The 26,016-nt window shown below is 38.8% G+C and carries 19 protein-coding genes and 3 tRNA genes; 8 read left to right on the plus strand and 14 right to left on the minus strand.

Going from position 1 to position 26,016, the window contains the following annotated elements; translation table 11 throughout:
• Positions 1-47 precede the first annotated feature (47 nt).
• Positions 48-854 (minus strand): indole-3-glycerol phosphate synthase TrpC, encoded by an 807-nt coding sequence (gene trpC, locus AAC388_RS05405; RefSeq protein ID WP_342371293.1) that lies wholly within the window; start codon positions 852-854, stop codon positions 48-50.
• A gap of 9 nt (positions 855-863) precedes the next feature.
• Positions 864-1,913: an anthranilate phosphoribosyltransferase gene (gene trpD, locus AAC388_RS05410; protein WP_080759625.1), complete on the minus strand. Its 1,050-nt coding sequence runs from the start codon at positions 1,911-1,913 to the stop codon at positions 864-866.
• Positions 1,914-2,270: 357 nt separating this feature from the next.
• On the opposite strand from trpD, the gene AAC388_RS05415 reads away from it, so the two are divergent.
• Positions 2,271-5,003: a TonB-dependent receptor gene (locus AAC388_RS05415; protein ID WP_342371294.1), complete on the plus strand. Its 2,733-nt coding sequence runs from the start codon at positions 2,271-2,273 to the stop codon at positions 5,001-5,003.
• 13 nt (positions 5,004-5,016) lie between these two features.
• Positions 5,017-7,782 carry a M1 family metallopeptidase gene (locus AAC388_RS05420; protein WP_342371295.1) on the plus strand — a complete coding sequence of 922 codons (2,766 nt, stop codon included), beginning with the start codon at positions 5,017-5,019 and terminating at the stop codon, positions 7,780-7,782.
• 101 nt (positions 7,783-7,883) lie between these two features.
• On the opposite strand, the gene AAC388_RS05425 is transcribed toward AAC388_RS05420, so the two are convergent.
• The 4 genes from AAC388_RS05425 to AAC388_RS05440 form a co-directional block, all read right to left on the minus strand.
• On the minus strand, positions 7,884-8,468 hold the full coding sequence (locus AAC388_RS05425) for an aminodeoxychorismate/anthranilate synthase component II (protein ID WP_029424530.1): 585 nt from the start codon (positions 8,466-8,468) through the stop codon (positions 7,884-7,886).
• A 243-nt stretch (positions 8,469-8,711) separates the two neighbouring features.
• Positions 8,712-9,173: a GNAT family N-acetyltransferase gene (locus tag AAC388_RS05430; RefSeq protein WP_342371296.1), complete on the minus strand. Its 462-nt coding sequence runs from the start codon at positions 9,171-9,173 to the stop codon at positions 8,712-8,714.
• Positions 9,174-9,437: 264 nt separating this feature from the next.
• Positions 9,438-11,240 (minus strand): aminopeptidase P family protein, encoded by a 1,803-nt coding sequence (locus tag AAC388_RS05435; RefSeq protein WP_342371297.1) that lies wholly within the window; start codon positions 11,238-11,240, stop codon positions 9,438-9,440.
• The gene (locus tag AAC388_RS05440) at positions 11,237-12,796 is read right to left on the minus strand and encodes a peptide MFS transporter (protein ID WP_262448019.1); all 1,560 of its coding nucleotides are present in this window, start codon (positions 12,794-12,796) and stop codon (positions 11,237-11,239) included. Before AAC388_RS05440 ends, AAC388_RS05435 begins: the two co-directional genes overlap by 4 nt.
• Before the next feature lie 762 nt (positions 12,797-13,558).
• Here AAC388_RS05440 and glnA point away from each other — a divergent pair.
• The 5 genes from glnA (at position 13,559) to AAC388_RS05465 (ending at position 18,205) form a co-directional block, all read left to right on the plus strand.
• Positions 13,559-14,974, plus strand: coding sequence for a type I glutamate--ammonia ligase (glnA, locus tag AAC388_RS05445; protein ID WP_002052696.1), 1,416 nt, complete (start codon positions 13,559-13,561; stop codon positions 14,972-14,974).
• 125 nt (positions 14,975-15,099) lie between these two features.
• On the plus strand, positions 15,100-15,609 hold the full coding sequence (locus tag AAC388_RS05450; protein WP_001231788.1) for a chorismate lyase: 510 nt from the start codon (positions 15,100-15,102) through the stop codon (positions 15,607-15,609).
• On the plus strand, positions 15,606-16,484 hold the full coding sequence (gene ubiA, locus AAC388_RS05455) for a 4-hydroxybenzoate octaprenyltransferase (RefSeq protein WP_002119072.1): 879 nt from the start codon (positions 15,606-15,608) through the stop codon (positions 16,482-16,484). The genes AAC388_RS05450 and ubiA overlap by 4 nt, the downstream gene beginning before the upstream one ends.
• 109 nt (positions 16,485-16,593) lie before the next feature.
• Positions 16,594-17,901: a lipase family protein gene (locus AAC388_RS05460; RefSeq protein WP_002119060.1), complete on the plus strand. Its 1,308-nt coding sequence runs from the start codon at positions 16,594-16,596 to the stop codon at positions 17,899-17,901.
• Positions 17,902-18,004: 103 nt separating this feature from the next.
• A complete protein-coding gene (locus AAC388_RS05465; protein WP_000082753.1) occupies positions 18,005-18,205 on the plus strand; it encodes a hypothetical protein in 201 nt (66 codons plus the stop codon).
• 4 nt (positions 18,206-18,209) lie between these two features.
• On the opposite strand, the gene AAC388_RS05470 is transcribed toward AAC388_RS05465, so the two are convergent.
• The 6 genes from AAC388_RS05470 to AAC388_RS05495 all read right to left on the minus strand — a co-directional run bounded on the left by AAC388_RS05470 (position 18,210) and on the right by AAC388_RS05495 (position 20,803).
• Positions 18,210-18,653 carry a DUF2726 domain-containing protein gene (locus tag AAC388_RS05470; RefSeq protein WP_005068176.1) on the minus strand — a complete coding sequence of 148 codons (444 nt, stop codon included), beginning with the start codon at positions 18,651-18,653 and terminating at the stop codon, positions 18,210-18,212.
• Positions 18,654-18,709: 56 nt separating this feature from the next.
• Positions 18,710-18,785 (minus strand) — tRNA-Asn (locus AAC388_RS05475).
• A 181-nt stretch (positions 18,786-18,966) separates the two neighbouring features.
• Positions 18,967-19,042: transfer RNA gene (locus AAC388_RS05480), tRNA-Asn, on the minus strand.
• A gap of 8 nt (positions 19,043-19,050) precedes the next feature.
• Positions 19,051-19,126: transfer RNA gene (locus AAC388_RS05485), tRNA-Asn, on the minus strand.
• A gap of 146 nt (positions 19,127-19,272) precedes the next feature.
• Positions 19,273-19,899, minus strand: coding sequence for a superoxide dismutase (locus AAC388_RS05490; protein ID WP_000208083.1), 627 nt, complete (start codon positions 19,897-19,899; stop codon positions 19,273-19,275).
• 145 nt (positions 19,900-20,044) lie between these two features.
• A complete protein-coding gene (locus tag AAC388_RS05495; RefSeq protein ID WP_342371298.1) occupies positions 20,045-20,803 on the minus strand; it encodes a Nif3-like dinuclear metal center hexameric protein in 759 nt (252 codons plus the stop codon).
• Positions 20,804-20,997: 194 nt separating this feature from the next.
• Here AAC388_RS05495 and AAC388_RS05500 point away from each other — a divergent pair, with 194 nt between their 5' ends.
• Entirely contained in the window at positions 20,998-22,173 is a 1,176-nt protein-coding gene (locus AAC388_RS05500; protein WP_005068179.1) for a trypsin-like peptidase domain-containing protein, read from the plus strand.
• A gap of 42 nt (positions 22,174-22,215) precedes the next feature.
• Here AAC388_RS05500 and AAC388_RS05505 read toward each other — a convergent pair whose 3' ends face one another.
• Together AAC388_RS05505 and AAC388_RS05510 are read right to left on the minus strand one after the other, a co-directional pair.
• Entirely contained in the window at positions 22,216-23,454 is a 1,239-nt protein-coding gene (locus tag AAC388_RS05505) for a multifunctional CCA addition/repair protein (protein WP_342371299.1), read from the minus strand.
• Positions 23,455-23,545: 91 nt separating this feature from the next.
• Positions 23,546-25,816, minus strand: a complete 2,271-nt coding sequence (locus tag AAC388_RS05510) for an NADP-dependent malic enzyme (protein ID WP_130172333.1) — start codon at positions 25,814-25,816, stop codon at positions 23,546-23,548.
• Between the last annotated feature and the right edge of the window lie 200 nt (positions 25,817-26,016).

The following is a 26,016-nucleotide window of genomic DNA, read 5'->3' on the forward strand; positions in this document are numbered from 1 at the left end:
AAGAATATTAAGGTTCAAGGCTGAATCGTATCTTGAACCTTATTTAATTAGATTTGCTCAGGCTGCCCAAATAATTCATTAAAAGCTTGATCTGGACGAGTTTGTTTCATAAAACTTTCGCCGACTAAGAAGCTGTGAATATCATGCTCTTGCATCATATGCACATCATCTGGTGTCGCAATACCGCTTTCAGTAATTAATAAACGTGAGGCCGGAAGTAATTTTTTCAATCGAATAGACGTATTTAAATCCACATCAAACGTTTTTAAATTACGGTTATTCACGCCTAATAAACATTGCTCAGAAAGCCTTAAAGCGCGTTCCATTTCTTCTTCGTCATGGACTTCAACCAATACATCAAGTTGATGTTCAAACGCAGTTTTAGACATTTCTTCGAGTTGCTGGTCAGACAAACATGCAACAATTAATAAAATACAGTCAGCATGCAAAGCACGAGCTTCAACTACATTATATGGGTCAATCAGAAAGTCTTTACGTAAAGCAGGGAGGGCACAATGATTGCGGGCAATCGCAATATTTTCATCTGCACCCTGAAAGAAATCCACATCGGTCAATACCGATAAACATGCTGCTCCTGCTTGTTCGTATTGCTGGGCAATTTCGGCAGGATTAAAGTCTGCGCGAATAATCCCTTTTGATGGAGAGGCTTTTTTAATTTCAGCAATTACACCCGGACGTTTATGTTGCAAAGCATTAGCAAAACCTCGAACTGGAGTCGCAGCTTTTGCTAGTTCTTCAACGTCTTGCAAATTACGTTGTTTTAAACGCGCAGCAAGTTCCTCATGTTTACGGTCAACAATTTTACCTAAAATGGTATTTTGAATATTAATCATGAGAAATCCTTAATCTGCCTGAGATTGCTTTAATGTTTTGGTAAATTCAGCCAAAACACTCATTTTTTCTAATGCCTGTCCGCCATAGATAATATCTTGAGCGAATGTAACAGCCTGAGCATAAGTTTTGGTAATACCCGCCACATAGATGCCTGCACCTGCATTAAGCGCAATCATGTTTGCTGCTTTTTCACCAATATCAGATTTATTTTTGCTTAAAGCATCTTTAATTAACTTTAGACTTGCCGATGCATCAGCGACCACCAAACCACTTAAAGTTTGCGACTCAATTCCCACATCTTCAGGATTAAGGGTCCATTCCGTAATTTCACCGTCTTTAAGCTCAGCAATAGCAGTAGGAGCGGCAAGGCTGATTTCATCAAGACCATCTTTTGAATGAACCACCATGACATGTTCGGCACCAAGTTGTTTCATCACTTCGGCAATTGGGCGACAAAGTTCATCTGAGAACACACCAATTACAAAGCGTTTTACACCAGCCGGATTGGTCAGTGGGCCGAGTAAATTAAAAATACTTCGAATACCAAGTTCACGACGTGGACCAGCAGCGTATTTCATGGCTTTATGATGGTTTGGAGCAAACAAGAAACCTACACCCATTTCACGGATGCAGCGTTCGGTTTGTTGCATATCTAAATCAAGATGAATACCTGCTTGTTCAAGTAGGTCTGATGAACCTGATTTACTTGAAACGCCACGGTTACCATGTTTTGCAATGGTTGCGCCTGCTGCTGCAATGACAAAGCTTGACGCTGTAGAGACGTTAAATAAATTTTGGCCATCACCACCAGTACCCACAATATCAACTAAATGTTTGATATCACTAACATCGATCTTGATCGCAAATTCTCGCATGACACGTGCAGCAGCTGTCATTTCGTCAATGCTTTCACCTTTCATGCGTAGGCCCATCATTAAAGCACCAATTTGTGCTTCGGTTGCCTCACCTTGCATGATGCTGCGCATAATTTCTTCCATTTGAGGCTGAGTCAAATGAATGTTCTTGGTAATGTGGTTGAGCGCCTGTTGGATATTCATAGTCATGATTTACAGCATTAATGATTAAAATTTTTAGGTGAAGTTGATCAAGAGTGGGATGTTCAGCTTGTTGCGTTCCATATTTCACTAGCTACGGGGAGCTATGTTAGCAGAAAATAACCAAAGATTTTTGTTGTTCGATACGAGTTTTAAAAAATTTGCTGGTTTATTACTTTAGTTTGATTAATAAACAGAATTTATTCATTGAAAAAGGTTTTAGTTTGTTGTGAGTTTTTATGATAAATAATTAACCATTTGGTATATCTTAAACATAAATATATCTAGGAAAAATGCGTATAAATCAGTCAAATAAAAGTAGATATAGTAGGGCGATCTTTATTTTGTCTATTAATAAATATGTATTTAAATAACTTGAAATATGTAGGAGCTTTAAAAAATAAGCGCTCATTTATTTTTGTATTTGTTGCACTGTTTCATCCACTGGAAAGCTATGCGCAAGAAGCTATAGAGCAACCACAAAAGCAAGCTAAAACAGATAAAGTAGTCCGTGTTGCTGTGACAGGGTCTCGGATTTCAAAAGCACAAAAAGATGGCCCGACGAGTGTGACCGTCATTACCGCAGCCGATATTGAAAAACAAGGGTTTAGTAATGCATTTGATGCGCTTAATAACCTGACGCAGAACACGGGTTTTGTACAAGGCGCCGATTATGGAAATACTTTTACGCCTGCGGCTAATGCTATTAGTTTACGGGGCTTAGGACCGAATCATACTTTGACTTTGATTAATGGGCATCGGGTTGCAGACTATCCTGTACCGTACGACGGTTCTGTCAATTTCGTAAATTTAGCCAATATTCCAACTGCTATTATTGACCGTATTGAAATATTAAACGGTGGCGCTTCTGCAATTTATGGTTCAGATGCAATTGCAGGTGTGGTGAATATTATTCTGAAAAAGAAAACAGACGGTACTCAATTTAATATTAAGGCAGGCGGAACAAAAGAAGGTGGTGAAAACTTACGTTTACAACTGAGTGGTAGTAAAACTTTAGACAAGCTCAGCCTTGTTTATGGGGTTGAACTCAGTGGCCGTGAACCGATATGGGCAGCCGATCGAGATTTTATGTCGAGTCGAACTCGTTTGGGGGAGAAACCCGATACTGTCGTCGGCCGGAAAAATGCCGATACTGGTAAATACCTTTCAATTGGAGGGTGTCAGGCCTTTGATGGTTTATTTAAGGGTTCAGTCAGTAATATAGGACAAGCTGGTGCAGACAATTGTGCTAGTGGTTTGGCACGACCAACCTATTGGACGGTCCAAACCCAAAACCGCAGTCAAAATGGTTATCTCGGTTTAGACTATGAGTTAAATGATAAAACTCAATTGTTTGCCGATTTTTTAATTGGCGCCAATCAAATTGAAAACAATACGCGTGGTCCCACATGGACATCTTTAGGTGGATCAAGTGGTTATTTCCTCAATCAAGATTCGGGAAATTATGAAATTTGGAATCGTCGTTTTGCACCTGAAGAATTAGGTGGGGTAGAGCGCGTAAATAAAAAGTGGAAAGAACTTTCTTCGAACTTAAACTTCGGAATTCGAGGCGATATTGGAGAGACGAGCTGGAGTTATGAAGCAGCCTATAATGGTTCCATTTATACCAGTCAGCTACGCCGCCAAGGCTTATTACGTTCGAGTGTTGATGAATATTTCTTAGGTCAGCAACTTGGCACAGATGCAGATGGTATTCCTATTTATTCACCTCGTTTAGATCGTTTAAGTCGACCACTGACAGCAAACGAATTTGAGAGTATTTCGGGCACAACAAAAGAAAAAGATAAGTCATGGGCACAAAGTTTGACCTTAAGCGCGAATGGTGACGTATTTAAGTTACCTGCAGGAACTGCCAAACTTGCGGCTGTGGCTGAAATTGGACGTCAAGGTTTTTCGATTAAGCCGGATCAGGCACTTGAAAATGGTGAGTTTTATAATGCGAGTTCTAGTGGCGAATATAGCGGCACACGTACACGCCAAGCACTTGGTGCAGAATTATTCTTGCCTTTAGCAAAACCATTAAATTTAACGCTGTCTGGACGTTATGACCGTTATGCTTTGTCAGATAACAGTATTGATAAGTTAACTTTCGGTTCGGGTCTCGAGTTTAGACCACATCCGACTTTATTAGTGCGTGGTAATTACGCGACCAGCTTCCGTGCACCAGATATGAACTATCTGTTCTTAAATAAGCAAAAAGGTTATTTCGCAAGCACGACCGATTATTTACGTTGTAGCCAAACGGGACAACCTTTAGATAAATGTAGCTTTAAAGATTACTCGCCTGGGGCAAACTACACTTTAACCGGAAACAAAGAATTGAAACCTGAAGAGGGTAAATCTTATGGTGCAGGTTTTGTTTGGTCGCCAACCAATAAGTTTGATATCAGCGTCGATTACTGGGATATCAAAATTGATAATCTTGTGACCAACTTAAGTGAGGACAAAATTCTACGTTTAGAAGCAGATTGTCGTTTAGGCAACCAAGATATTAACTCTGCGGCTTGTATTGATGCATTGGCACGTGTAGAGCGTAACCCTGCAAATGCAGTTGTCGATCCAAATGTGATTAAGAATATTAATATTGTTCCGATTAATGCTGCATCAGACCATACCCGCGGGATTGATTTCACTAGCAGATGGCGCTGGAAAACAGACAGCTTTGGTAACTTTCTCTGGACGGTAAATTATAGCCGTGTACTAGAACATGAATATCAACAATCAAAAGATGGCGAGAAAGATGACTACCTAAAAGATTTAACTATTCCGGATTGGCGTGACCGTTTTAATACCAGTCTCAGCTGGAGCTTTGGTGATTGGGCATCAACAATATTAGTTAATCGTTATGGCAAAATTCCAAACGGCGACCAGACTGCCTATTTAAGCCCAACGTATTTGGTGAACTGGAGTGGTACTTATCAAATCTCTCCAAAAGCTTCTGCTTCAATCATTATTAATAACTTGTTTGACAAAGTGAAACGAGATGACACAGGCGGTTGGCCGTATTATCCGGTAGGATCATATTCACCATTCGGCCGTCAAGGTTGGTTGGAGTTTAACTATAAATTCTAAGAATGATGTATGGATGCAGCGAAGTGGTACAGCAATTGCTGCATCTTTTTATTTAAAACTACAGAGGATAAAACCCCTTATGTTGGTCAAGCCTTCATTTAAAAAAAGATTACTACTTACAACATTATTATCTTTATCGGCAACTCAAATTTTTGCATCCAATAACAGTGAACAAATCCCGATTGGTAAATTACCCGAGTGGGTTATACCTGAATCTTATGATTTAGATTTCAAGATTGATCCCGCACAAAAAGGCTATACCGGTAAAACTACGATTCATCTAAAACTGGCTCAAGCCACAGATCACATCTGGATTCATGGTAAATCTTTGACGGTGAAAGATGTGAATATCACATCGGCAGAGGGCGTCAAAACCAAAGCAAAATATGAGCAAGCCTCCGAGGTTGATGGGGTAAGTAAAATTAAATTTGCCAAAACCTTGCCCGCAGGACAGTATCAACTCGTTCTAGATTTTAATGCAGCGTATGACCAGCAACTTGACGGTATTTATAAAATTGAGTTTGAAGGTAAACCTTATGTGATGACTCAAATGGAAGCAATTAGTGCACGCCAGTCATTTCCGTCATTTGATGAGCCACGTTTTAAAACGCCGTTTAATATTCGTTTGACGATTCCAAGCAAATATTCAGGTTTTGCCAATACCCAACAAACATCTGAGCAAGCAGATAAGTCAGGTTGGAAAACACTCAGTTTTGCACAAACTAAACCACTACCCACTTATTTACTTGCGTTGGCTGTCGGACCTTGGCAATTACAAAAAGGGCCTGATATTGGTGCAACTTCATGGCGTAAGCAGCCGATCCAGTTACGTGGTATTGCACCCGATGCAAAAGCTGAAAAAATGCAGCATGCTTTATCTGAAACGCCAGCCATTTTAAAAACTTTAGAAGATTATTTTGCCTTTGGTTATCCATTTGACAAGCTAGATTTACTGGCAGCACCAGACTTTGCCGCTGGTGCAATGGAAAACCCAGGGCTAATTACTTTTAGAGACTATCTAATGTTGCTAGATAAGGACTCGCCGGTCTCTTTTGTACAGAACTCATTTAATGTCAATGCACATGAGCTGGCGCATCAATGGTTTGGCGATGTCGTCACGATGCCGTGGTGGGATGATTTGTGGCTTAATGAATCTTTTGCGACATGGATGCAAAGCAAAATCACTCAAAAATTACATCCCGAATTTAATGCTGACCTAGAACGTATTGCGGATACTGCCGATGCGATGAAAAGTGATAGTTTGGTGAGTGTACGTCGTATACGTCAGCCTATTTTAAGCAATGCTGATATTCAAACCGCTTTTGATGGCATTACTTATCAAAAAGGTGCGGCTGTTTTAAATATGTTTGAAAGCTACTTAGGTGAAGAAAAATTCAAACAAGGAGTGCGCAATTATATTAATAAACACCAATATGGTAATGCGACAGCCAATGATTTAATTAGCGCTTTAGCAGAGCAGTCTGGGCAAGGTGAGCGCTTTACTAGAGCGATGAAAAGTTTTCTTGATCAATCAGGTGTGCCTTTAATCAATACTTCACTACAGCAAGAAGGCAATAAAGTCTTTTTAAATGTGAAGCAAAGCCGTTATTTACCTGTGGGCTCAAAAGGTGATGCAAGAAGCCTGTGGGGGGTACCATTATGTGTCCGTTATGAAGTTCCAAATGCAGGCAGTAAAGTTCACTGTGAACTGGTAGATCAAGCAGAAGCCAAGATTGAACTCAAAGGCGCCAGCCTTGGCAGTTGGTATATTCCAAATGCAAATGCGGCGGGATACTACCAATTTAGTCTGCCACAAAAAGAATTTACTCGTCTGACTGCCGCTACAGAAAAGCTTTCTAACATTGAACAGCTGGCCTACGCCTACGCGATTTCAGCTGCATTTAACCACGGTGATATTAATTTGTTGGCTGTCGTAGATGCCGCGAAGAAATTTGCCAATTCAAATAGTCGACAAATTAGTACAGCGCTGTTTTCCCAGTTAAGTACCATTCATCGTCATGTATTGAAAACAGAAGCTGAACGTGAACATTTTAGAAAAGTCTTAGCTAATTTATATTTACCAAAATTAAATCAGTTGGGTTATGTCAGCAAAACAGGTGAATCAGCTGAAGACAGTTTATGGCGTAGTGAGTTGGTTAGATTTCTTGCTTTAGATATTCAAGTTCCAGAAGTCCGTACACAACTGTTAAAACAGTCAGACACACTCTTTGCTCAAAAGCAGCTTAATTTTGCGCAAGTAACACCTGAATTATTGCCAACTATTTTGGCTGTACGTGTACAAGAAAAAGGTCAACCAGCTTTTGACCGATTGTCTGGAGAGTTACAACGCGTGACTCAACCAACACAACGTCTTGCGATTCTTACAGCCCTAGGTTCAGCAAATCAAGAAGCAACACGCCAACAAGCACGTCAGTTGATTTTAAATCCGCGGGTTAAAGTAGGTGAAGTTCGTACCGTGGTTAACTCCATCAATAATTATGGAGATGAACAAGGTGGCTTATGGTCTTGGTTTAAGGTAAATCATGACGCCGTGTTTGATCGTTTAGGTAAATCTTCAGCTGGGCGTTTCCCTGCAATGTTTAGTGGGGCAGCATGTACCCAACAACAAGCGGCACAGTTAAATAACTTTTTTGCATCACGAACTAAAGAGTTGGTCGGGGTTGAAAGAGGATTGAAACAAACCAAGGAGCGTATTCAACTGTGCGAATCTTTGGTGGCAAAACAAGATGGATCAATTGTGCAACAGTTAAAGTTGTAATTGATTTAGCCATGAAAAAAGCCAACTGATCATAGTTGGCTTTTTTATTGAGGTTACTTATCAAATCTAGTCATTTGTAAAATAACTTATTCGAGGTTGACTTAAGCGTAGATATTTAAAAAGTTTTTAAAGATTTGATGGCCATGTTGACTCAAGATCGATTCAGGATGGAACTGCACACCTTCAACAGGTAATGTCTTATGTTTAACACCCATGATTTCTTCCATTGAGCCATCTGCTTCATTGGTCCAGCACGTTACTTCAAGACAGTCAGGTAGTGTTTCTTGATCAATGACTAATGAATGATAACGAGTCGCCGAGAATGGGCTAGGAAGATTACTGAAAATACCCTTATTGCTATGGTACATATCAGATAAACGTCCATGCATCACCGTTTTGGCTCTTACAATTTTTCCGCCAAAAGCTTGCCCAATACTTTGATGCCCTAAACACACGCCAAGCAAAGGAATTTTTCCGGCAAAGTGATTAATTGCAGGAATTGAAATACCTGCTTCACTTGGAGAGCAAGGGCCAGGTCCAATCACAAGATATTTTGGTTGCCATCGTTCAATATCCTCTAATGTAACTTGATCATTGCGAACTACTTTTACTTCCTGATTCAACTCGCCAAAGTATTGGACGATGTTGTAGGTAAAAGAGTCGTAATTGTCGATCATTAGAAGCATGATGAACTTAACCTCATGATAATTAATATATATTTAATAAGTGACTAGAGTTTTACTCAAAATGTTACTCACTTTTTAAAAAGTACCTTTATTTGATCAAATAAAAAGCCGCTTTCTAAGCGGCTAATGTACCAGAATTTCCTTGTCTTGTAATAACTTCATGCTTTTTTACTGGCAAAAGCATATTAATAATTATAAGTCGATGTGTTTCTTAAACTAAAAAGAGTCGTGCAAGTTGGTAGTTTAATTTGAAACTGCCTCTGTGTTATCAGGCAAAAGTTGCCACACAAAATTTTCTTGATTCAGTGGAGTAAAGCCCATTTGTTTATAGAAACCTGAGGCTGTACTGGTAAGTAACATAATTCTGCGAAGTTTAAGTGTTTGCAAGTGTTCTAAGCAGCATTCCATTAACCATAGCCCTAAGCCCATTTTTTGAAATTCATCGATCACAAAAACATCTTTTACATAAGCAAAGGTTGCATAATCTGTAATGATTCGAGCAAGACCAATTTGTTGGTTGTTCGGATCATATAATCCAAAGCATAAACTATGTTGTATAGCGGTTTGCATTGTTTCTAAATCAATCCCTTTTGCCCATTTTGAATTGTATAAAAAAGAATGAATCACCTCTATGTCGAGTTTAGAGGGATCTGTAGAAACAGTATAATTATCATCACGTGTAACTGCGAAATTGCATACCTGCATAGAGAAACCCTTTAATTCAAAGAAATATTGAATACGTTTAAAAATAACATATTGCTTACAAAGTTCTCTTCAAAACTACTTCATTATAGTTACGTTTATGTTTCCTAATTCCTAATAAAAATTGTTTGATGGCTAAAGTTGTGGAGTTATCAATGAATAAGGATCTTTTACTTTATTAATTTAGAAAGAGAGATAACTAAAATTAAGGCAGAATAAGCTTTTCTTAGAAATAAAAAACTATTCTGCCTTGGTCACACAAGAAGATTAAATCTTACGTGTGTTATAAATCAGCCAATCTAAAACATCGCCAGATAAATGTTCGGCCAGTCTTTCTTGAACAGTTTGATGATAACCATTTAACCAGTCTTTCTCTTCATTCGTTAGCATGTCAACGACGATACAATCTAAATGAATCGGGCAAAGGGTCAGCGTTTCAAACTCTAAGAAATCACCGTAGGTTTTCTCAAACCCTGAGTGAAGTTTGTTTGCAACGAGGTTTTCAATACGAATACCATATTGTCCCTCATGGTATAAGCCCGGCTCGTTAGAAATAATCATTCCTTCACGCAACTTACTATAGGCATGTATAGGCGCGTAATAAGAAAGAACTTGCGGCCCTTCATGAACATTAAGCGCAAAGCCTACGCCGTGGCCTGTTCCATGTCGATAATCTAAACCATGTTGCCATAAAGTATTACGACAAATTGAATCGAGTAGCGGTGCAGCTAAACCTTCTGGATAAATCGTTTTTGCCAAAGCAATATGACATTTTAAAACCAGAGTATAGTCACGTTTTTGTTGCCCTGTTGGCGTGCCTACAGGAACAACACGAGTAATATCCGTTGTTCCATCTACATATTGCCCACCTGAGTCAATCAGCAATAGACCATCGCCTTCAATAAATGAATAGTGCTCTTCAGTTGCACGGTAGTGAGGTAAAGCACCATTCGCATTAAAGCCATCAATCGTTGAAAAACTTGGGCCTATAAAACCCTTTTGCTGAGCACGGAAAGCCGTAATTTTCTCATCAATAGTGAGTTCTGAAATGCTTTCACCATGATGAAGGGCTTTCTCTAACCAGTGGAAAAAGTGGCAAAGCGCGACTCCATCTTTAACCATTGCGTGACGGATATGAGCAATTTCGCTTTCATGCTTACGCGATTTAAAAAGTGTACTCGGATTGATGTCATATACAACCTGAATATCTTTTGCGATAGCCTGTTCATGAAAAATCGATACTTTGGCAGGATCTAAAAGTACTGAGGTATCAGAGATATTCGATAAAAACTTAGCGGTATCTTCGTAGTTACAAATTTCAATACCATCGGCTGCTAAAGCTTGTTGAATGCTTACATCAACTTTTTCAGCATCAATAAAAACAATAGCTTGCTCTGCATTAATATATAAATGAGAAAGAAAAACAGGGTTATATTCTACATCTTGCCCACGTGCATTTAAAACCCAAGCAATATCATCTAAAGATGAAATAAAATGACCCGCAATATTCTTGTTAGCTAAGTTCTCGCGAATTGCCTGAATTTTTTCTTTACGAGAGAGGGCATTTAATCCTTCAGGCATCAAATGGATTTTTTCTGAGGGAAGTTCTGGACGGTCTAACCAAATCTCTCCAACTAAATCTTGCTGGGTTTCAAGTTTATAGTGATTAAGTCGTGAAGTATGTTCGAGCGCCTTAAATTGTTGAATGGATAATGTTTGGCCATTTACTGAAATGACTGAACCAGTTGGTAGATTTTTCTCAATCCACGCGAGATGTGTAGAAGTTTCATCACTGGTCAGTTTTTGTAATTGAAAGCCAGTTCCAGCGAGTTGTTGTTCGGCTTGTACCCAATAGCGACCATCTGCCCAGAGCCCAGCAAAGTTTTGAGTTACGACTAGCGTACCAACAGAACCACTAAAACCGCTTAACCACTGCCTTACTTTCCAATAGTCGGGTAAATATTCTGACATATGGGGATCAGCACTCATCACAACAAACGCATCAATCTGCTGAGTACGCATGAGTTTGCGAAGTTTCTCTAGTTTTTCTGGAACAGTTAAAACGCTCATATAGTTTCCAAGTCAGGTTGAACTTTGCTGGTACTTTTGTTCATTAATCTATTGATAGGTTTCTTTAATAAAAATAACACGATTGCACCAACGATTAATGCCAAGACGCATCGCATAAAGAGAGTCGGTAAATGATCAATACCATCTGACGATACGTGCCCGCCAATGAGACCAGCGATGAGATTACCTAAAGCTGAGCCAGTAAACCATAGTCCCATAATTTGGCCTCGAATCACATCAGGTGCAAGTTTAGTCATAGTTGATAGCCCAATCGGGCTTAAACAAAGTTCTCCCATGGTAAGCAAAAACAAAGTTCCTACTAACCAAAATGGTGAAACTAAGCCGCCAGCAATTGCGAAACGACTGGCAAAAGACATAACGAGAAAGCCGCCAGCTGCAAGTAACAATGCAATGATAAATTTACTGATATAGCTTGGATCTTTATTTGATTTACCCAGTCTTGCCCAAAGCCATGCTGCAATTGGAGCGAATATAATAATAAAAAGGGCATTGATTGATTGGAACCATACAGTTGGGATTTCAAATCCGAAAACCATACGATCTGTATAGTCTTGCGCAAATAAATTAAAAGAAGTTGGTTTCTGTTCAAAAGCAGACCAGAACAATGCTGATGTTGCTAATAAAACAAAACAAATAATAATTTTAAATTTGTCATGTTGCTCTAAATTCAAGAAAAGTAATAAATAAGCAAAGTAAGCAATAATGCCGATACCAATCCCAACTGTTAAATAAGTTGCTACCGCGACCGGATTAATATGAATGACACCAAATAAGGTAAGCGTAATAATGACTGCAACTGCGAATAAAAAGCTAAATACAATTTTAGGCGCATTTTTATTTTCTACGACAGGCTTATTGCAGTTGTCAGTTTGTTGGCGCAACTGATTGAAAGACTGTAGCTGTGGAATCGCTAATGTACGAAAAATAAGTAATGCAACTAACATCCCAAGGCCGCCAATCCCAAAACCTAGATGCCAGCCATGATCGCGAGCCAATATACCTGTAATAAGCGGGGCAATAAACGACCCCATATTAATCCCCATATAAAAAATGGAGAAACCAGCATCGCGCCTACTATCCTGAGCTTTGTATAATGTTCCCACAATTACGGAAATACAGGTTTTAAATAATCCTGAGCCAATAACAATAAGGACTAAACCGAAATAAAAAAAGAATTGATCAAAAATGGTAGTGAGGGCAATAGATAAATGACCTAGTGCAATAATAATAGAACCATACCAGACTGACCGTGCCTGACCTAACCAGTTATCGGCAATCCAGCCACCAAAAACGGTCATTAAATACATAGATCCAGCAAATAACCCAACAATCGCGGCTGCAGTTGGACGGTCAAGGCCTAAACCACCGTCATTAACCATTGCAATCATATAAAGAACGAGTAAAGGCCGAATACCATAATAAGAAAATCTTTCCCAAAGCTCTGTAAAAAATAAAGTTTTTAATGGTTTTGGATGGCCGAAAAAAGCTCTGTCATATTGTTCGAGTTCATGCTTCATTTCAAATCCTTTGAACATATTTGTAGTTTAGATAAAACAAAACTTTTAGTTTGTTTAATTATAAAAAAAAGTTATGTTTTATTTTTTAGATTTTTTAAAATGAAAAAGCAAGTTGGTCATGTATAAAAAAGGTATATAACAAATGGTAAAAAATTAGAAAGTTGAAATTATCAGTCGAAAAGATTCCTCTTGGCGCACCAAAGCTGATCAGGCTAGCCCTAGCGTAAAACTACGATGAGAAAAATTAAATTAGCACTTTAAAACCTCAACCTTTCTATGGATGGGCAGTGAAGAGTGGTAATTGATATTATTTAAAAAAATTGTGTAGAGTTACTTAGAAATCGTATTTATGTTCAAACTTTTTTGGCAAGGGCATATTGTAGATAACATCGTCTAATTTAGAGATTAATAGTTCTATCGGGAATAGATTATTATTTTTAAGGATTACAGTAAGAAAGTCAGATTTCTATATAAGAAAGTATTATGATCACAAATTACTGTTAGATATTGATGCGGTGATTCATATTAGCGCAACAATTTTGCACTAAATTAGGGCGATTGCGAGCTATTCTTGTATGTCATAATTTGAAAATGTCTGAATATGGTGCATTTAACTATGCAAACAGTATAATGGGTTCAAGACAAGGGGCCTAAATCATGGATAGTTATAAGCAATTCAATGTTTTAGGTAAGTCTTATAAAGTTGGTATGAGAATTGCTATATAAATACCAGCAACTAACACGCACTTAACAAGTGCAACAAAATTTCATTGGAGCAAAATGAGCATGGCGAACAAGGTCCTTCAACTCATACAAGAAAGTGGCGCAAAATGGGTCGATTTTCGCTTTACTGATACTAAGGGTAAAGAGCAGCACGTAACTTACCCAGCTGATTCTATTGATGAAGATACTTTTGAAGACGGTAAAATGTTTGATGGTTCTTCAATCGCTGGTTGGAAAGGCATTGAAGCATCTGACATGATTTTACGTCCAGATGCGGAAACTGGTTTTATCGACCCGTTCTTTGCTGAACCAACTGTAGTTGTGACTTGTGACGTTATTGAACCTTCAACTGGTCAAGGTTATGAGCGTGACCCGCGTTCGATTGCTCGCCGTGCAGAAGAATACTTAAAATCTACAGGTATCGGTGATACTGCATTCTTTGGTCCAGAACCAGAATTCTTTGTATTTGACGAAGTGAAGTGGGACATCGATATGTCTGGCGCTCGTCATACATTAATCGCTGAAGAAGCTGCTTGGTCTACTGGTAAAGATTACGAGTCTGGTAACTCTGGTCACCGTCCACGTGTTAAAGGCGGTTACTTCCCAGTTCCTCCAGTTGATTCTTCACAAGATATGCGTGCAGAAATGTGTGCAAAAATCGAAGACATCATGGGTCCAGGTCGTGTAGAAGTACATCACCACGAAGTTGCTTCTTGCCAGTTAGAAATTGGTGTGAGCTTCAATACACTTGTACGTAAAGCTGATGAAGTTCAACAGTTCAAATATGCTGTTTGGAACGTTGCACATCAATATGCAAAAACAGCTACGTTTATGCCTAAACCAATGGTAGGTGATAACGGTTCTGGTATGCACGTTCACATGTCTATCTCTAAAGATGGCAAAAACTTGTTTGCTGGTGATGAATATGCAGGCCTTTCAGAAATGGCATTGTATTTCATCGGTGGTATCATCAAGCACGCTCGTGCATTGAATGCAATCACAAACCCATCTACAAACTCATACAAGCGTTTGGTTCCTCACTTCGAAGCACCAATCATGCTTGCTTACTCAGCACGTAACCGTTCTGCTTCTATCCGTATTCCATACGTTTCTAGCCCTAAAGGTAAGCGTATCGAAGCTCGTTTCCCAGACCCAATGATGAACCCGTACTTAGGTTTCGCTGCATTGTTAATGGCTGGTATCGACGGTATCCAAAACAAGATCCATCCGGGCGAAGCTGCTGATAAGAACTTGTATGATCTTCCTCCAGAAGAAGAAGCAAAAATCCCAACAGTTGCTCATAGCTTAGATATGGCTCTTGAAGCACTTCAAGCAGATCACGAATTCTTGTTAAAAGGCGGCGTATTCACTAAAGAAATGCTTGATGCATACATCGAACTTAAAACTGAAGATGTACGTCGTCTTAACACGACTACTCATCCAGTTGAATTCGATATGTACTACAGCTTGTAATACGTATTTCGTAAAAAAGCCTGCATATGCAGGCTTTTTTATTGCCTGGAATGTTGATTGAATTCTCTACGTTTTTTATCAAAAAATTGGAGTAAACTAAGTGCGAGTTTTCATGTGAGCAGATTATGCGTAAACGACAACCAGTACTTAAACAGGAAAAGGCTTTAAATCCTGAGTTGAAAACATGGTTGTATGCTTCTGGTTCTCTGACTCAACAATTAACTGAGCTCGGTGGCGGCCAGTTTAGTGTGAGGCCCTTTAAAGAACACTTTCAGCGTTTAACGTTTGTAGATAGCCAATGGATGAACATGTCTCATGCTCATACTTCATGGGTAAGGGAAACCTACTTATATGGCTGTGAAGCAGAGCCGTGGGTGAAAGCAAAAAGTATTTTTCCAATTCAAAGTTTACAAAAAAAAGCGCGTATATTTCAGCACATCGGTTCTAAACCGATTGGCTTTTTTCTATTTCAAAGAACAACTCCGCTTTGTGACCGTCGTGTCATTCGTTTGCCAGAAGGCTGGACGCGACAAAGTTGCTATACTTGGCATGGATGTAAATTTATCGTCCAAGAAACATTCTTACCGGCTTTTGAAGCTTTTTTAAATCAGCAGCACGACAAGGAATTACTATGACGACTGCAACAGGCACAACATGGCGTCAGCGTTTAGAAGCTTATTATTATCTATGTCGATTTGATAAGCCTGTTGGAACAGAACTGGTGTTTTGGCCAACCATGTGGGCACTTTGGATTGCAGCAGAGGGAATGCCACCTCTACATATTCTTTTGGCGATGGTATTCGGTACAATTTTTATGCGTGCCGCTGGCTGTGCGATTAATGATTTTGCTGATCGTAAAGTAGATGGACATGTAGAGCGTACAAAAACGCGCCCTTTGGCAACAGGGGTAATTAGTCCAAGAGAAGCGGTATATGTATTTTTAGCATTAGTATTTGCCAGTGCTTGTACGCTGTTCTTTTTACCTATCGCGACGTTCTACTGTGCATTAGGGGGCTTGGCGTTAGCATTTATATATCCTTTTATGAAACGTTATACCCATTTACCGCAAGTAGTGTTAGGTATGGCATTTTCTTGGGGGATTCCAATGTCATTTACTGCAATGGGTAAGCCTTTAGATATAACGTGTTGGCTAATTTATTTTGGTAATTTGGCATGGACAGTGGCTTTTGACACTCAATATGCAATTACAGATCGTGAATATGATTTAAAGATTGGCGTGAAATCTACAGCTATTCTTTTTGGCCGATATGACATCCAGATTATTGCTCTTTTACAAGCAACTAGTCTTGTTTTGATTGGTACTGCACTATATTTAGAAAATATTTTATTCCCCTGGGCAATTATTGCTTTAGTTGTAGTGGCCTTTGATTTTGTATATCAAACAGTTAAAACCAAAGACCGCAACCCTCAAGTTTGTTTTTGGGCATTTCGTCACAATCGTTGGGTGGGATTAATCATTTTTCTAGGAATATTTTTAAATTTCATATAGTAAAAATGACCGTGAGGTTGAAAAGTGTTCTATGCAGAGCACTTTTTTTATGTCTTAATATTTGTGCATAAAAATATGCGGAATAAATAACACATAAAAAGGATATTCTATGAAACGGTCAAAAATTGCTTTAGCTATAACATTATCAACTTCAGCACTATTTCTTACAGCGTGTAATGACGATGATGATGACTATATTGGTGTAAATCCTGATAAAACTTATGTTTCTGAAAAATCCTATTCTAAGGATACCTTAAGTGGTGCTTCATCTATAAAAGTGATGACATATAACATGGTGAATGTACAAGGGAAAACAGCTGAAGCAACTGCTTTGGTAATGTTCCCTAAAGTTGCTCAACCAAAAGATGGTTATCGCGTAGTGGTATGGGAGCACGGCACAGTAGGTGTAGGGGATAGTTGTGCACCAAGCAACAATACGATTAATCCACGTTTTAAAATTCTAGCGGATACTTTATTAGCTGCTGGTTATGTGATTGTGGCACCTGACTATGAAGGTTTAGGTACTAGAGGCATGCATCCATACCTTAATTTAGGAAGTGAGGCTAAATCTGCAATTGCAGCAGTTAAAGCTGCTAAAGATCATTACGGTAGTCAGTTAAATAGTTCATGGATGTCAATTGGGCAGTCTCAAGGAGGCCATGCTTCATTAGGAACAGCTGAATTTGCTAATAACGACACTAACTACAAAGGAGCTGTTGCAACAGCACCAGCTTCTAGCCTTGGCGATATTATTTCTAAAATTGCTCCGCAAGCAATTAGAGACATTCTTCAGAAAGAGCAGGCTGGTACCGCACCTGTTGGTACGGCTGTGGAAGTGTATGCCGAGCTACTTGCATATGCTGCATATACCACAGTGGGTATTACTGCTTATGAACCTAAATTTAATTATCGTGCAATCTTTCAACAACGTTCTCAAAGTATAGCTGAGTTTGCAGAAGGCACTACGGGTGAAAATGGAGTCTGTTTAACTGATTTGCATAATAAATTTGCAGATGATATTCGAGATTTTCTTGCGACTAATACTGGTAAAACAGTTCTAGATTATCCAGGCCTAGCTGGTAATTTCCAGGAGAATCCAACGGTACAAAAATTCTTGGTAGATAATCAACCTGCTACCAAAAAAATTAATTCACCAGTCATGATTGTTCAAGGTACTGCGGATATGGCTGTACCATATCCTGTTACTAATGCCTTACAAGAGGGACTTAAAAAAATGGGAACTGATGTGACATTTGTACCTGTTGTTGGAGCTGCCCATACTCAGGCGATTGTATGTAGAAATGCTGAAATTTATCAATTTGTTCAATCTAAGATGCCAGCTAAAACAAATATAGTGCTTGATCCATCAGTAATAGATGCTAGTAAGAATGTTGAATGTACTGGAATAGCACAATAATTTTTTGTATTTAAAATCTTCAAATTAAAAAGGTCCTGAAAAGGGCCTTTTTTGTTATATTGTTACACAGTTTGATTTGATACTATTTGAGTTTGAAGAACTTATGAGCCAGCAACCTGTTGAAAAAAAATCTGTTCCTTGGTTATTAATGGGATTAGGTTTACTTATTCCTTTTCTAATTATTGGAATACTTTTCTTGGCTGCAAAAAGCGATGCTAAGAATAAAAAACAATATGAACAACAGCGTTTAGAGATGGCAAAAAGAATAGCTGAGAAAGAAGCTGCAAATTCTGAATCGAAATAGCTTGTTAATGAATATCCTTTTGTAATTGGCGTACAGTAGGAATATTTGTGTAACGCTTTACAAGGTAGCCTGCTTCAGTAAGCATTTGATCACGAATACGGTCTTCTTCTACTTTTTCAAGATGGGTAGGGTCATCTAGTTCAATGATGGCCATGACTTCCATCTTGTCGTTGAGCACAACAAAGTCAGTAACTTTACGATTGAACTGACTACGAATTTTATAGTCATTACTGGTAATTAATGCGCTAAACGCCACTTGTGCTAACACATGATAATTTGGAAAACTTTGTTTTAAACGTATAAACATTTGAGTTTCAAAGTTTGTAATGACAGGGCGAGCAAAGAATTTTTGTTTTGGAAATAAATAAGGGCGTAAACAAACAAGAAGAAAAATACAGGTGCTTACGCAACCTAAAACAATAAAAAATAAGTGACTCGATTCGAACATGTGAAGGCATCATACAAATAAAAACCCACTCATGATGAGTGGGTTTTTAAGAATCTTGGCTCTCCCACCTGGGCTCGAACCAGGGACCTGCGGATTAACAGTCCGTCGCTCTACCGACTGAGCTATGGGAGAATCTGGAAAAGGATTTTAGGCAGGAAAGAGGGCTGGGTCAAGCCTTAATAACAGAATTAGAGTGAATATCTAATCGTTTGGTTTAAAAATACTCGAAACATTGATTTTATTCAAAATAATGAAAAATTATTAAATCATTAGAAAAGAAAAAACCCGCAATAAATGCGGGCTTTTAGAATCTTGGCTCTCCCACCTGGGCTCGAACCAGGGACCTGCGGATTAACAGTCCGTCGCTCTACCGACTGAGCTATGGGAGATTAGTAGATGGCTCTCCAACCTGGGCTCGAACCAGGGACCTGCGGATTAACAGTCCGTCGCTCTACCGACTGAGCTATTGGAGAATCTGATGCGCATTTTATGGATGAAATCTAAAAGCGTCAATAAGAATATTAAAGAAAATGAATCGTTTGCTTGATTAATATGCTTTTGCTGTATTAAAAATAAAAAAACCACCCCAAATAGGGTGGTTTTTCATAAAGAAATAAAATTATTTCTCTACACCAGCTGGTTGACCTGCAAGTTTTGCATTTGCATAGTCCCAGTTCACAAGGCTTTCTAGGAAAGTTGCGATGTATTTAGGACGTAAGTTACGGAAATCGATGTAGTAAGCATGTTCCCATACGTCAATTGTTAATACAGCAATTTGGCCATGTGCAAGTGGAGTGTCTGCATTAGAAGTTTTAGTAATAGATAATTTACCGTTTACTTCATCAGCAACTAACCAAGCCCAACCTGAACCGAATTGAGTTGTTGCAGCAGCAGTAAATTCTTCTGCAAACTTTTCGTAGCTACCAAAAGCTTCGTCAATTTTAGCAGCGATTGCGCCAGTAGGCTTACCACCACCATTTGGCTTCATGCTGTTCCAGTAGAAAGTGTGGTTCCAAACTTGAGCAGCATTGTTGAAAATACCAGCTTTAGATGCATCACCAGCAGTCGCTTTAATGATTTCTTCTAAAGTTTTACCTTCAAGGTCAGTCCCTTTGATTAAGTTGTTTAAGTTAACAACATAGGTATTGTGGTGCTTATCGTGATGGTATTCTAAAGTTTCTTTACTAATATGTGGCGCTAAATCATCATAGCCATATGGAAGTGCAGGTAAAGTAATGGTTGTCATGTTCCTATTCCTTGCATTTGCTGGGTTATACAATTAAGTGGCTCTATTGTAAATGATTCTGGTAACAATAGGGCATCGTTTTAAAGAACTATACACAATAAAGATCTAATTAATACGCATAACACAGATTGAAAAAAAGACTTAATTAAATCGGATTATTCAATTCAAAATATTCAGCTTCAATTGAAAACTGTTTTGAGATCGCTTGTGCCAAACGCTGAACTCCATAACGCTCAGTAGCATGGTGACCACAGGCGAAATAGTGAACCCCTAATTCTTTTGCTTCATAAAAAGTTCGTTCACTGACTTCACCTGAAATATAAGCATCACAATTTTGCAAAGCAGCTTTAGCAATAAAATCTTGAGCGCCGCCTGTACAGAAGCCTACTTTTTGAATGCTTTGCTTTTCTGCTGGCAAATGAATCACTTTAAAATCAAAACTGTTTTGAAGCTGTGCTTTAAACTCATCTACAGAAACTGCTTGCTCTAAATAACCAATATTACCAATCGGATGTTTCTCGGTTAAATCGAGTGGTTCTAAATTCTTCAAGTTTAGTTTTTCTGCAATCGCTACATTGTTGCCCAAAGTTGGGTGTGCATCTAAAGGTAGATGATAAGCGACTAATGAAATATTATTTTGAATGAGTTTTTTAATGCGGTTGCCTCGCATTCCAGTAATTGGATACGGTTCACCCTTCCAAAAATAACCATGATGTACGAGTAATAAATCTGCAGTTTGAGCAATTGCTGCATCAATCGCATCTTCGGAAGCAGTAACCGCACAAACGATACGTTTTACTTCAGTTGAACCTTCAATTTGCAGGCCATTTGGTGCGTAATCTTTAAATTCTGCCGCTTTTAAGGTTTGGTCGCACCACTGAATAATTTCATGCAAATTTGCCATGATATTTCCTGAATTGAGTAGTAAATAATTGCTAAAGCTATAGAAACATATTTTGTTGTGTAACTAAAGCTAGACAAATCTTTTTTGACTTTTTTATGTATATCGACATATTTAATTTAAAATGCTTAACTGAAAACTCTTTTTGTTCAATATATTAATTTAATTAAAAACTTCTTTGCGTAGAGGATATGAACGTGCGCCGCACCTTTACATGGTTACCTTGGGTGTTACTTATTATTGTAATTGCCAGTTTTATTGCATGGCAAAAATACCATCAGCCGAAACCAACTGTTGCAGTTGATGGGGTGCAAATGCCTGCTGAGAAAGTTGAACCACTCGTTGATACTTCGCGAGCGGGCGGGGTGGTATCTTATAGCGCTGCAGTAAAAGTTGCAGCGCCAGCAGTTGTTAATATTTTTACGACCCAGAAAGTTAAACAAAATCATCCATTATTAAGTGATCCGGTCTTCCGCGAATTTTTTGGAAATCAGGTTCCAGAACAACAACAGCAAAATGAAAATAGCTTAGGCTCTGGGGTTATTGTACGAGCTGATGGTTATATTTTGACGAATAATCATGTGATTGCTCAAGCTGATCAGATTGTAGTTGCATTACATGACGGCCGTCGTGCAGAAGCAACGATTGTTGGAACAGACCCTGATACTGATTTAGCCGTAATTAAAATCGATTTAGATAAATTACCTGTATTGCCATTTAAACTCAGTGGTAATGAAGTAGGTGACGTGGTCTTGGCTATTGGTAACCCATTTGGCGTAGGTCAAACGGTAACTCAAGGTATTATTTCTGCGACTGAACGCTCTGATTTAGGCATTAATACCTATGAAGACTTTATTCAAACAGATGCCGCAATTAACCCAGGTAACTCTGGTGGAGCATTAATTGATGTGGCTGGGAATTTAATCGGGGTAAATACTGCTATTTTCTCTCAGTCAGGTGGTTCTTTAGGAATTGGTTTTGCAATTCCTGCTAAAGTTTGCCAACAAGTTTTAAACTCGATTTTGAAAGATGGCCGTGTAGTCCGTGGATGGTTAGGTATTAGTTTAGTACCGCCTACACAAGAAGACGTATTAGCACCTAAACAGCAAATTGGTGTGGTGGTTGCAGATGTCTTGAAAAATGGTCCAGCTGCATCAGCAGGTATTAAGATTGGTGATAAAATTATTCAGGTGAATAACCAACAAATCACTTCAGCATCTCATTTGATTAATTATGTTGCATTACAAGCGCCTAACAGCGAAATTAATGTAATGGTCGAGCGAGATGGGAAGCAACAAAACTTTGTGGTGACAGTCGGGGAAAGAAAAAACCAAAATACTCAATCGCAATTTATACCGCTGCCTAAACAGTAAAGATAAAAAAGCCTCGTAATGAGGCTTTTTTCTTGATGTTAATTAAGTATGAGACAGGGCTTGATACTGATGTTTGAACTCAGTTAAAGCATCAATACGGTACTGAATGAGCATTTCACCAATCTCAGCACCTTTAATGTTTTCAGGTAAATCCTGAACTTTAATAGAGCGAACGATTTGCATCGCATCCAACATGTACTGAGCTTGTGGATAAGGTCGGTCTTCTAAACCTAATCTTCCTTTAGCATCACATTCACATGCTTGTACAAAAGCTTCAACTCTCTCAGGACGGCGTAATACATCTAGGCGCTGTAATAGGCGCCATACTGTTCCCGGTTTTAACGACATAATCTGATGACATTTTAGATGTTCTTTACACACTGATAATGCCAACTGTCGAGTTTGAGTTGGAACTTTTAAACGTTCACATAATTCAGTAACAGGTTTTACTCCTCGTTCTTCATGCATGATGTGGCGAGGAAGTTCATTAGCTGGAGTCAAGGCTTTACCCAAATCATGTACTAAAACAGCAAATCGAACATCAAGTGAATAGTTTGATTTACAAGCTTGCTGTAACGACATTAAGGTATGTATGCCGCAGTCCACTTCAGGGTGATATTCAGGGCGCTGTGGTACACCAAATAATGCGTCAATTTCAGGGAAAAGATGTTTCAACGCCCCACAGTCACGCAATGTCTGAAAATAAACATCCGCATGATCTTCTAAAAGTGCGCGAGAAGTCTCTTTCCATACACGTTCTGGTGTTAAGGCATCAAGCTCACCTGATTCGGCCATGGTTTGCATAAGCTGCATTGTCTCTGGCGCAATCTGAAAACCATATGAAGAATAGCGAGCCGCAAAGCGTGCAACACGTAAAACACGTAAAGGATCTTCAGCAAAAGCTTCTGAAACATGACGCAAAGTTTTATTTTCTAAATCTGTTTGACCGCCATATGGGTCGTATAGTTTGCCATCTTGATCCATTGCTATGGCATTGATGGTTAAATCACGGCGGATTAAATCTTCTTCTAAACTTACTGTGGTATCGGTAAAAAATTGAAAGCCGTGGTAGCCTTTACCAGATTTTCTTTCAGTACGTGCAAGTGCATATTCTTCTTTCGTTTCGGGATGAAGAAACACAGGAAAATCTTTGCCTACAGGTTGAAAACCTTGGGCGAGCATGTGTTCCGGCGTTGCACCGACAACAACATAATCTTTTTCTTGATAGGGATGCCCAAGTAAAAAATCACGGACGGCACCGCCTACTAAATACACTTGCATGAAAAAACCTCTATTCTTCAAGCAATCATGCTACAGAATAGAGGTTTTCTCAAGTCATTAGAGATGCTTTTCGTAAAAAGCAGTTTCTAAATTACTTTTCTTGTTGTTGGATTTCAGCAACAGTTAAAGCAGTCATATTGATAAGACGACGAGTTGTTGCTGTCGGTGTTAAAATATGAACAGGTTTTGCTGCCCCAAGTAAAATTGGACCAATAGTAACGTTGTTACCAGAAGTCGCTTTCAACAAGTTAAATGAAATATTTGCTGCATCTAAGTTTGGCATAATGAGCAAGTTTGCAGAACCTTTGAAACGTGAGCCAGGGAATGCAAATTGACGAATGTTTTCGTCTAATGCTGCATCACCATGCATTTCACCCTCAACTTCAAGCTCAGGAGCTTGCTCAGATAAAATACGATAAACTTCACGCATTTTTTGAGCACTTGAGTCAGTCTGGTCACTACCAAAACTTGAATGAGAAAGTAGGGCTACACGTGGAGTAATACCAAAACGACGTACTTCTTCAGCTGCTAAAATAGTCATTTCAGCAAGTTGTTCAGCAGTCGGGTTTGTATTTACGTACGTATCAGCAATAAACAAGTTACGATCTTCAAGCATCAATGCATTTAGCGTGAAGAAGTTGTTCATACCTTCTTTTAGACCGATGACATTGCGTACAAAGTCAAGGTGAATGTTATAGCTACTATAAGTACCACATAACATACCGTCTGCTTTACCGAATTTAACTAGTAAAGATGCAATTAAAGTTGAACGGCGACGAGCTTCACGTTGAGCATATTCAACAGTAATGCCTTTACGTTGCATTGTTTGATAGTAATCTTTCCAAAACTCTTCATACATTGGGTTTTGTTCTTGATCTACAATCTCAATGTTTACGCCATGTTGTAAACGTAAGCCTAATTTTTTGATATTAGCTTCAATTACAGCAGTACGACCTACTAAAATTGGTTTAGCTAAATCTTCATCAACTGCGATTTGCACTGCACGTAATACGCGCTCATCTTCACCTTCAGCATATGCGATGCGTTTAGGATCAGTTTTTGCTTGAGCAAAAATCGGTTTCATCAAGAATGCAGAGTTATAAACAAACTCAGATAATTTTTGACGGTATGCAGAGAAATCTTCGATCGGACGAGTTGCAACACCTGAATCCATTGCAGCTTTAGCAACAGCAGGGGCAATTTCTAAAATTAAACGTTGATCAAGTGGACGTGGAATTAAATAGTCACGGCCAAATGAAGCAGATTTTTCACCATAAGTTGCTGCATCAGCTTCTACGTGTGCCATACGTGCAATTGCATGTACACATGCAATTTTCATGTCTTCATTAATCGTTGTTGCACCAACGTCAAGTGCACCACGGAAAATGTAAGGGAAACATAATGCGTTGTTTACTTGGTTTGGATAGTCAGAACGACCAGTTGCCATGATTACATCAGGACGTACTTCATGTGCATGTTCAGGTAAAATTTCTGGATCTGGGTTTGCCAAAGCAAAAATAATAGGGTTTTCAGCCATCTGTTTCACCATTTCTTTGGTGAGAATACCAGCAGCAGAAAGACCCAAGAACATATCAGCACCAGCCATTACTTCATGTAACTGAGTTGCTTTGATGTCTTGAACATAACGTTTTTTTGATTCATCCAAGCCTTCACGTGAAGTAGTGAGTAGACCGCGAGAATCGGCAACAATGATATTTTCTTTATTTACGCCTAAAGCACAAAGTAAATCTAAACAAGAAAGGGCAGCAGCACCTGCGCCTGAAGCTACAATTTTGATTTGATCAATTTTCTTATTTACAAGTTGCAATGCATTGAGCAAAGCTGATCCTACAATGATACTTGTACCGTGTTGATCGTCATGGAATACAGGAATTTTCATGCGTTCGCGAAGTTTCTTTTCGATATAGAAACATTCTGGCGCTTTAATATCTTCGAGGTTGATACCACCGAAAGTTGGCTCAAGAGAGGCAACAATATCTACAATTTTATCTGGATCGTTTTCTGCAATTTCGATGTCAAATACGTCAACACCAGCAAACTTTTTGAAGAGAACGCCTTTACCTTCCATTACAGGTTTAGACGCTAATGGGCCAATATTACCTAAACCAAGAACAGCTGTACCGTTACTAACTACGGCAACCAAGTTTCCGCGAGCTGTATATTTTGCAGCAGCAGATGGATCACGTTCAATCTCTAAACATGGCGCAGCAACTCCTGGTGAGTAGGCTAAAGCCAAATCTCGTTGGTTGACAAGTTGCTTACTTGGGGTGACGCTGATTTTCCCTGGGTTTGGATATTCATGGTAATTTAAAGCGGCCTGTTTTAAAGATTGATCGTCCATCTGAGTCTCTATTTGATACAAAAAAGCAAACTAGTCAAATTGCTCATTTAGGGAGAGGCAATTCAATTTTTTACTATGCTTTAATTTTTATCAATTAAGAGAATAGTAGACGAATTGCCAATAGCCCCGTGGTGAGCTAAATGCTAAAGAATATAACACTACTTCTTTATTTCTCACAGTCAAAAACGCTCATTTTTGGA

The sequence above is a fragment of the Acinetobacter sp. D009 genome (assembly GCF_038562025.1).
Taxonomy (GTDB): Bacteria; Pseudomonadota; Gammaproteobacteria; order Pseudomonadales; family Moraxellaceae; genus Acinetobacter; species Acinetobacter pittii.

Excerpts from the sequence above, each read along its gene's own strand:
- trpC (WP_342371293.1), bottom strand. The coding sequence starts at position 854 with ATGATTAATATTCAAAATACCATTTTAGGTAAAATTGTTGACCGTAAA.
- AAC388_RS05430 (WP_342371296.1), bottom strand. The coding sequence starts at position 9,173 with ATGCAGGTATGCAATTTCGCAGTTACACGTGATGATAATTATACTGTT.
- glnA (WP_002052696.1), top strand. The coding sequence starts at position 13,559 with ATGAGCATGGCGAACAAGGTCCTTCAACTCATACAAGAAAGTGGCGCA.
- AAC388_RS05490 (WP_000208083.1), bottom strand. The coding sequence starts at position 19,899 with ATGACAACCATTACTTTACCTGCACTTCCATATGGCTATGATGATTTA.
- AAC388_RS05420 (WP_342371295.1), top strand. The coding sequence starts at position 5,017 with ATGCAGCGAAGTGGTACAGCAATTGCTGCATCTTTTTATTTAAAACTA.
- ubiA (WP_002119072.1), top strand. The coding sequence starts at position 15,606 with ATGACGACTGCAACAGGCACAACATGGCGTCAGCGTTTAGAAGCTTAT.
- AAC388_RS05510 (WP_130172333.1), bottom strand. The coding sequence starts at position 25,816 with ATGGACGATCAATCTTTAAAACAGGCCGCTTTAAATTACCATGAATAT.
- AAC388_RS05465 (WP_000082753.1), top strand. The coding sequence starts at position 18,005 with ATGAGCCAGCAACCTGTTGAAAAAAAATCTGTTCCTTGGTTATTAATG.
- AAC388_RS05505 (WP_342371299.1), bottom strand. The coding sequence starts at position 23,454 with ATGCAAGTGTATTTAGTAGGCGGTGCCGTCCGTGATTTTTTACTTGGG.
- AAC388_RS05425 (WP_029424530.1), bottom strand. The coding sequence starts at position 8,468 with ATGCTTCTAATGATCGACAATTACGACTCTTTTACCTACAACATCGTC.
- AAC388_RS05440 (WP_262448019.1), bottom strand. The coding sequence starts at position 12,796 with ATGTTCAAAGGATTTGAAATGAAGCATGAACTCGAACAATATGACAGA.
- AAC388_RS05435 (WP_342371297.1), bottom strand. The coding sequence starts at position 11,240 with ATGAGCGTTTTAACTGTTCCAGAAAAACTAGAGAAACTTCGCAAACTC.
- AAC388_RS05470 (WP_005068176.1), bottom strand. The coding sequence starts at position 18,653 with ATGTTCGAATCGAGTCACTTATTTTTTATTGTTTTAGGTTGCGTAAGC.
- AAC388_RS05460 (WP_002119060.1), top strand. The coding sequence starts at position 16,594 with ATGAAACGGTCAAAAATTGCTTTAGCTATAACATTATCAACTTCAGCA.
- AAC388_RS05415 (WP_342371294.1), top strand. The coding sequence starts at position 2,271 with ATGTATTTAAATAACTTGAAATATGTAGGAGCTTTAAAAAATAAGCGC.
- AAC388_RS05495 (WP_342371298.1), bottom strand. The coding sequence starts at position 20,803 with ATGGCAAATTTGCATGAAATTATTCAGTGGTGCGACCAAACCTTAAAA.
- AAC388_RS05450 (WP_001231788.1), top strand. The coding sequence starts at position 15,100 with ATGCGTAAACGACAACCAGTACTTAAACAGGAAAAGGCTTTAAATCCT.
- trpD (WP_080759625.1), bottom strand. The coding sequence starts at position 1,913 with ATGAATATCCAACAGGCGCTCAACCACATTACCAAGAACATTCATTTG.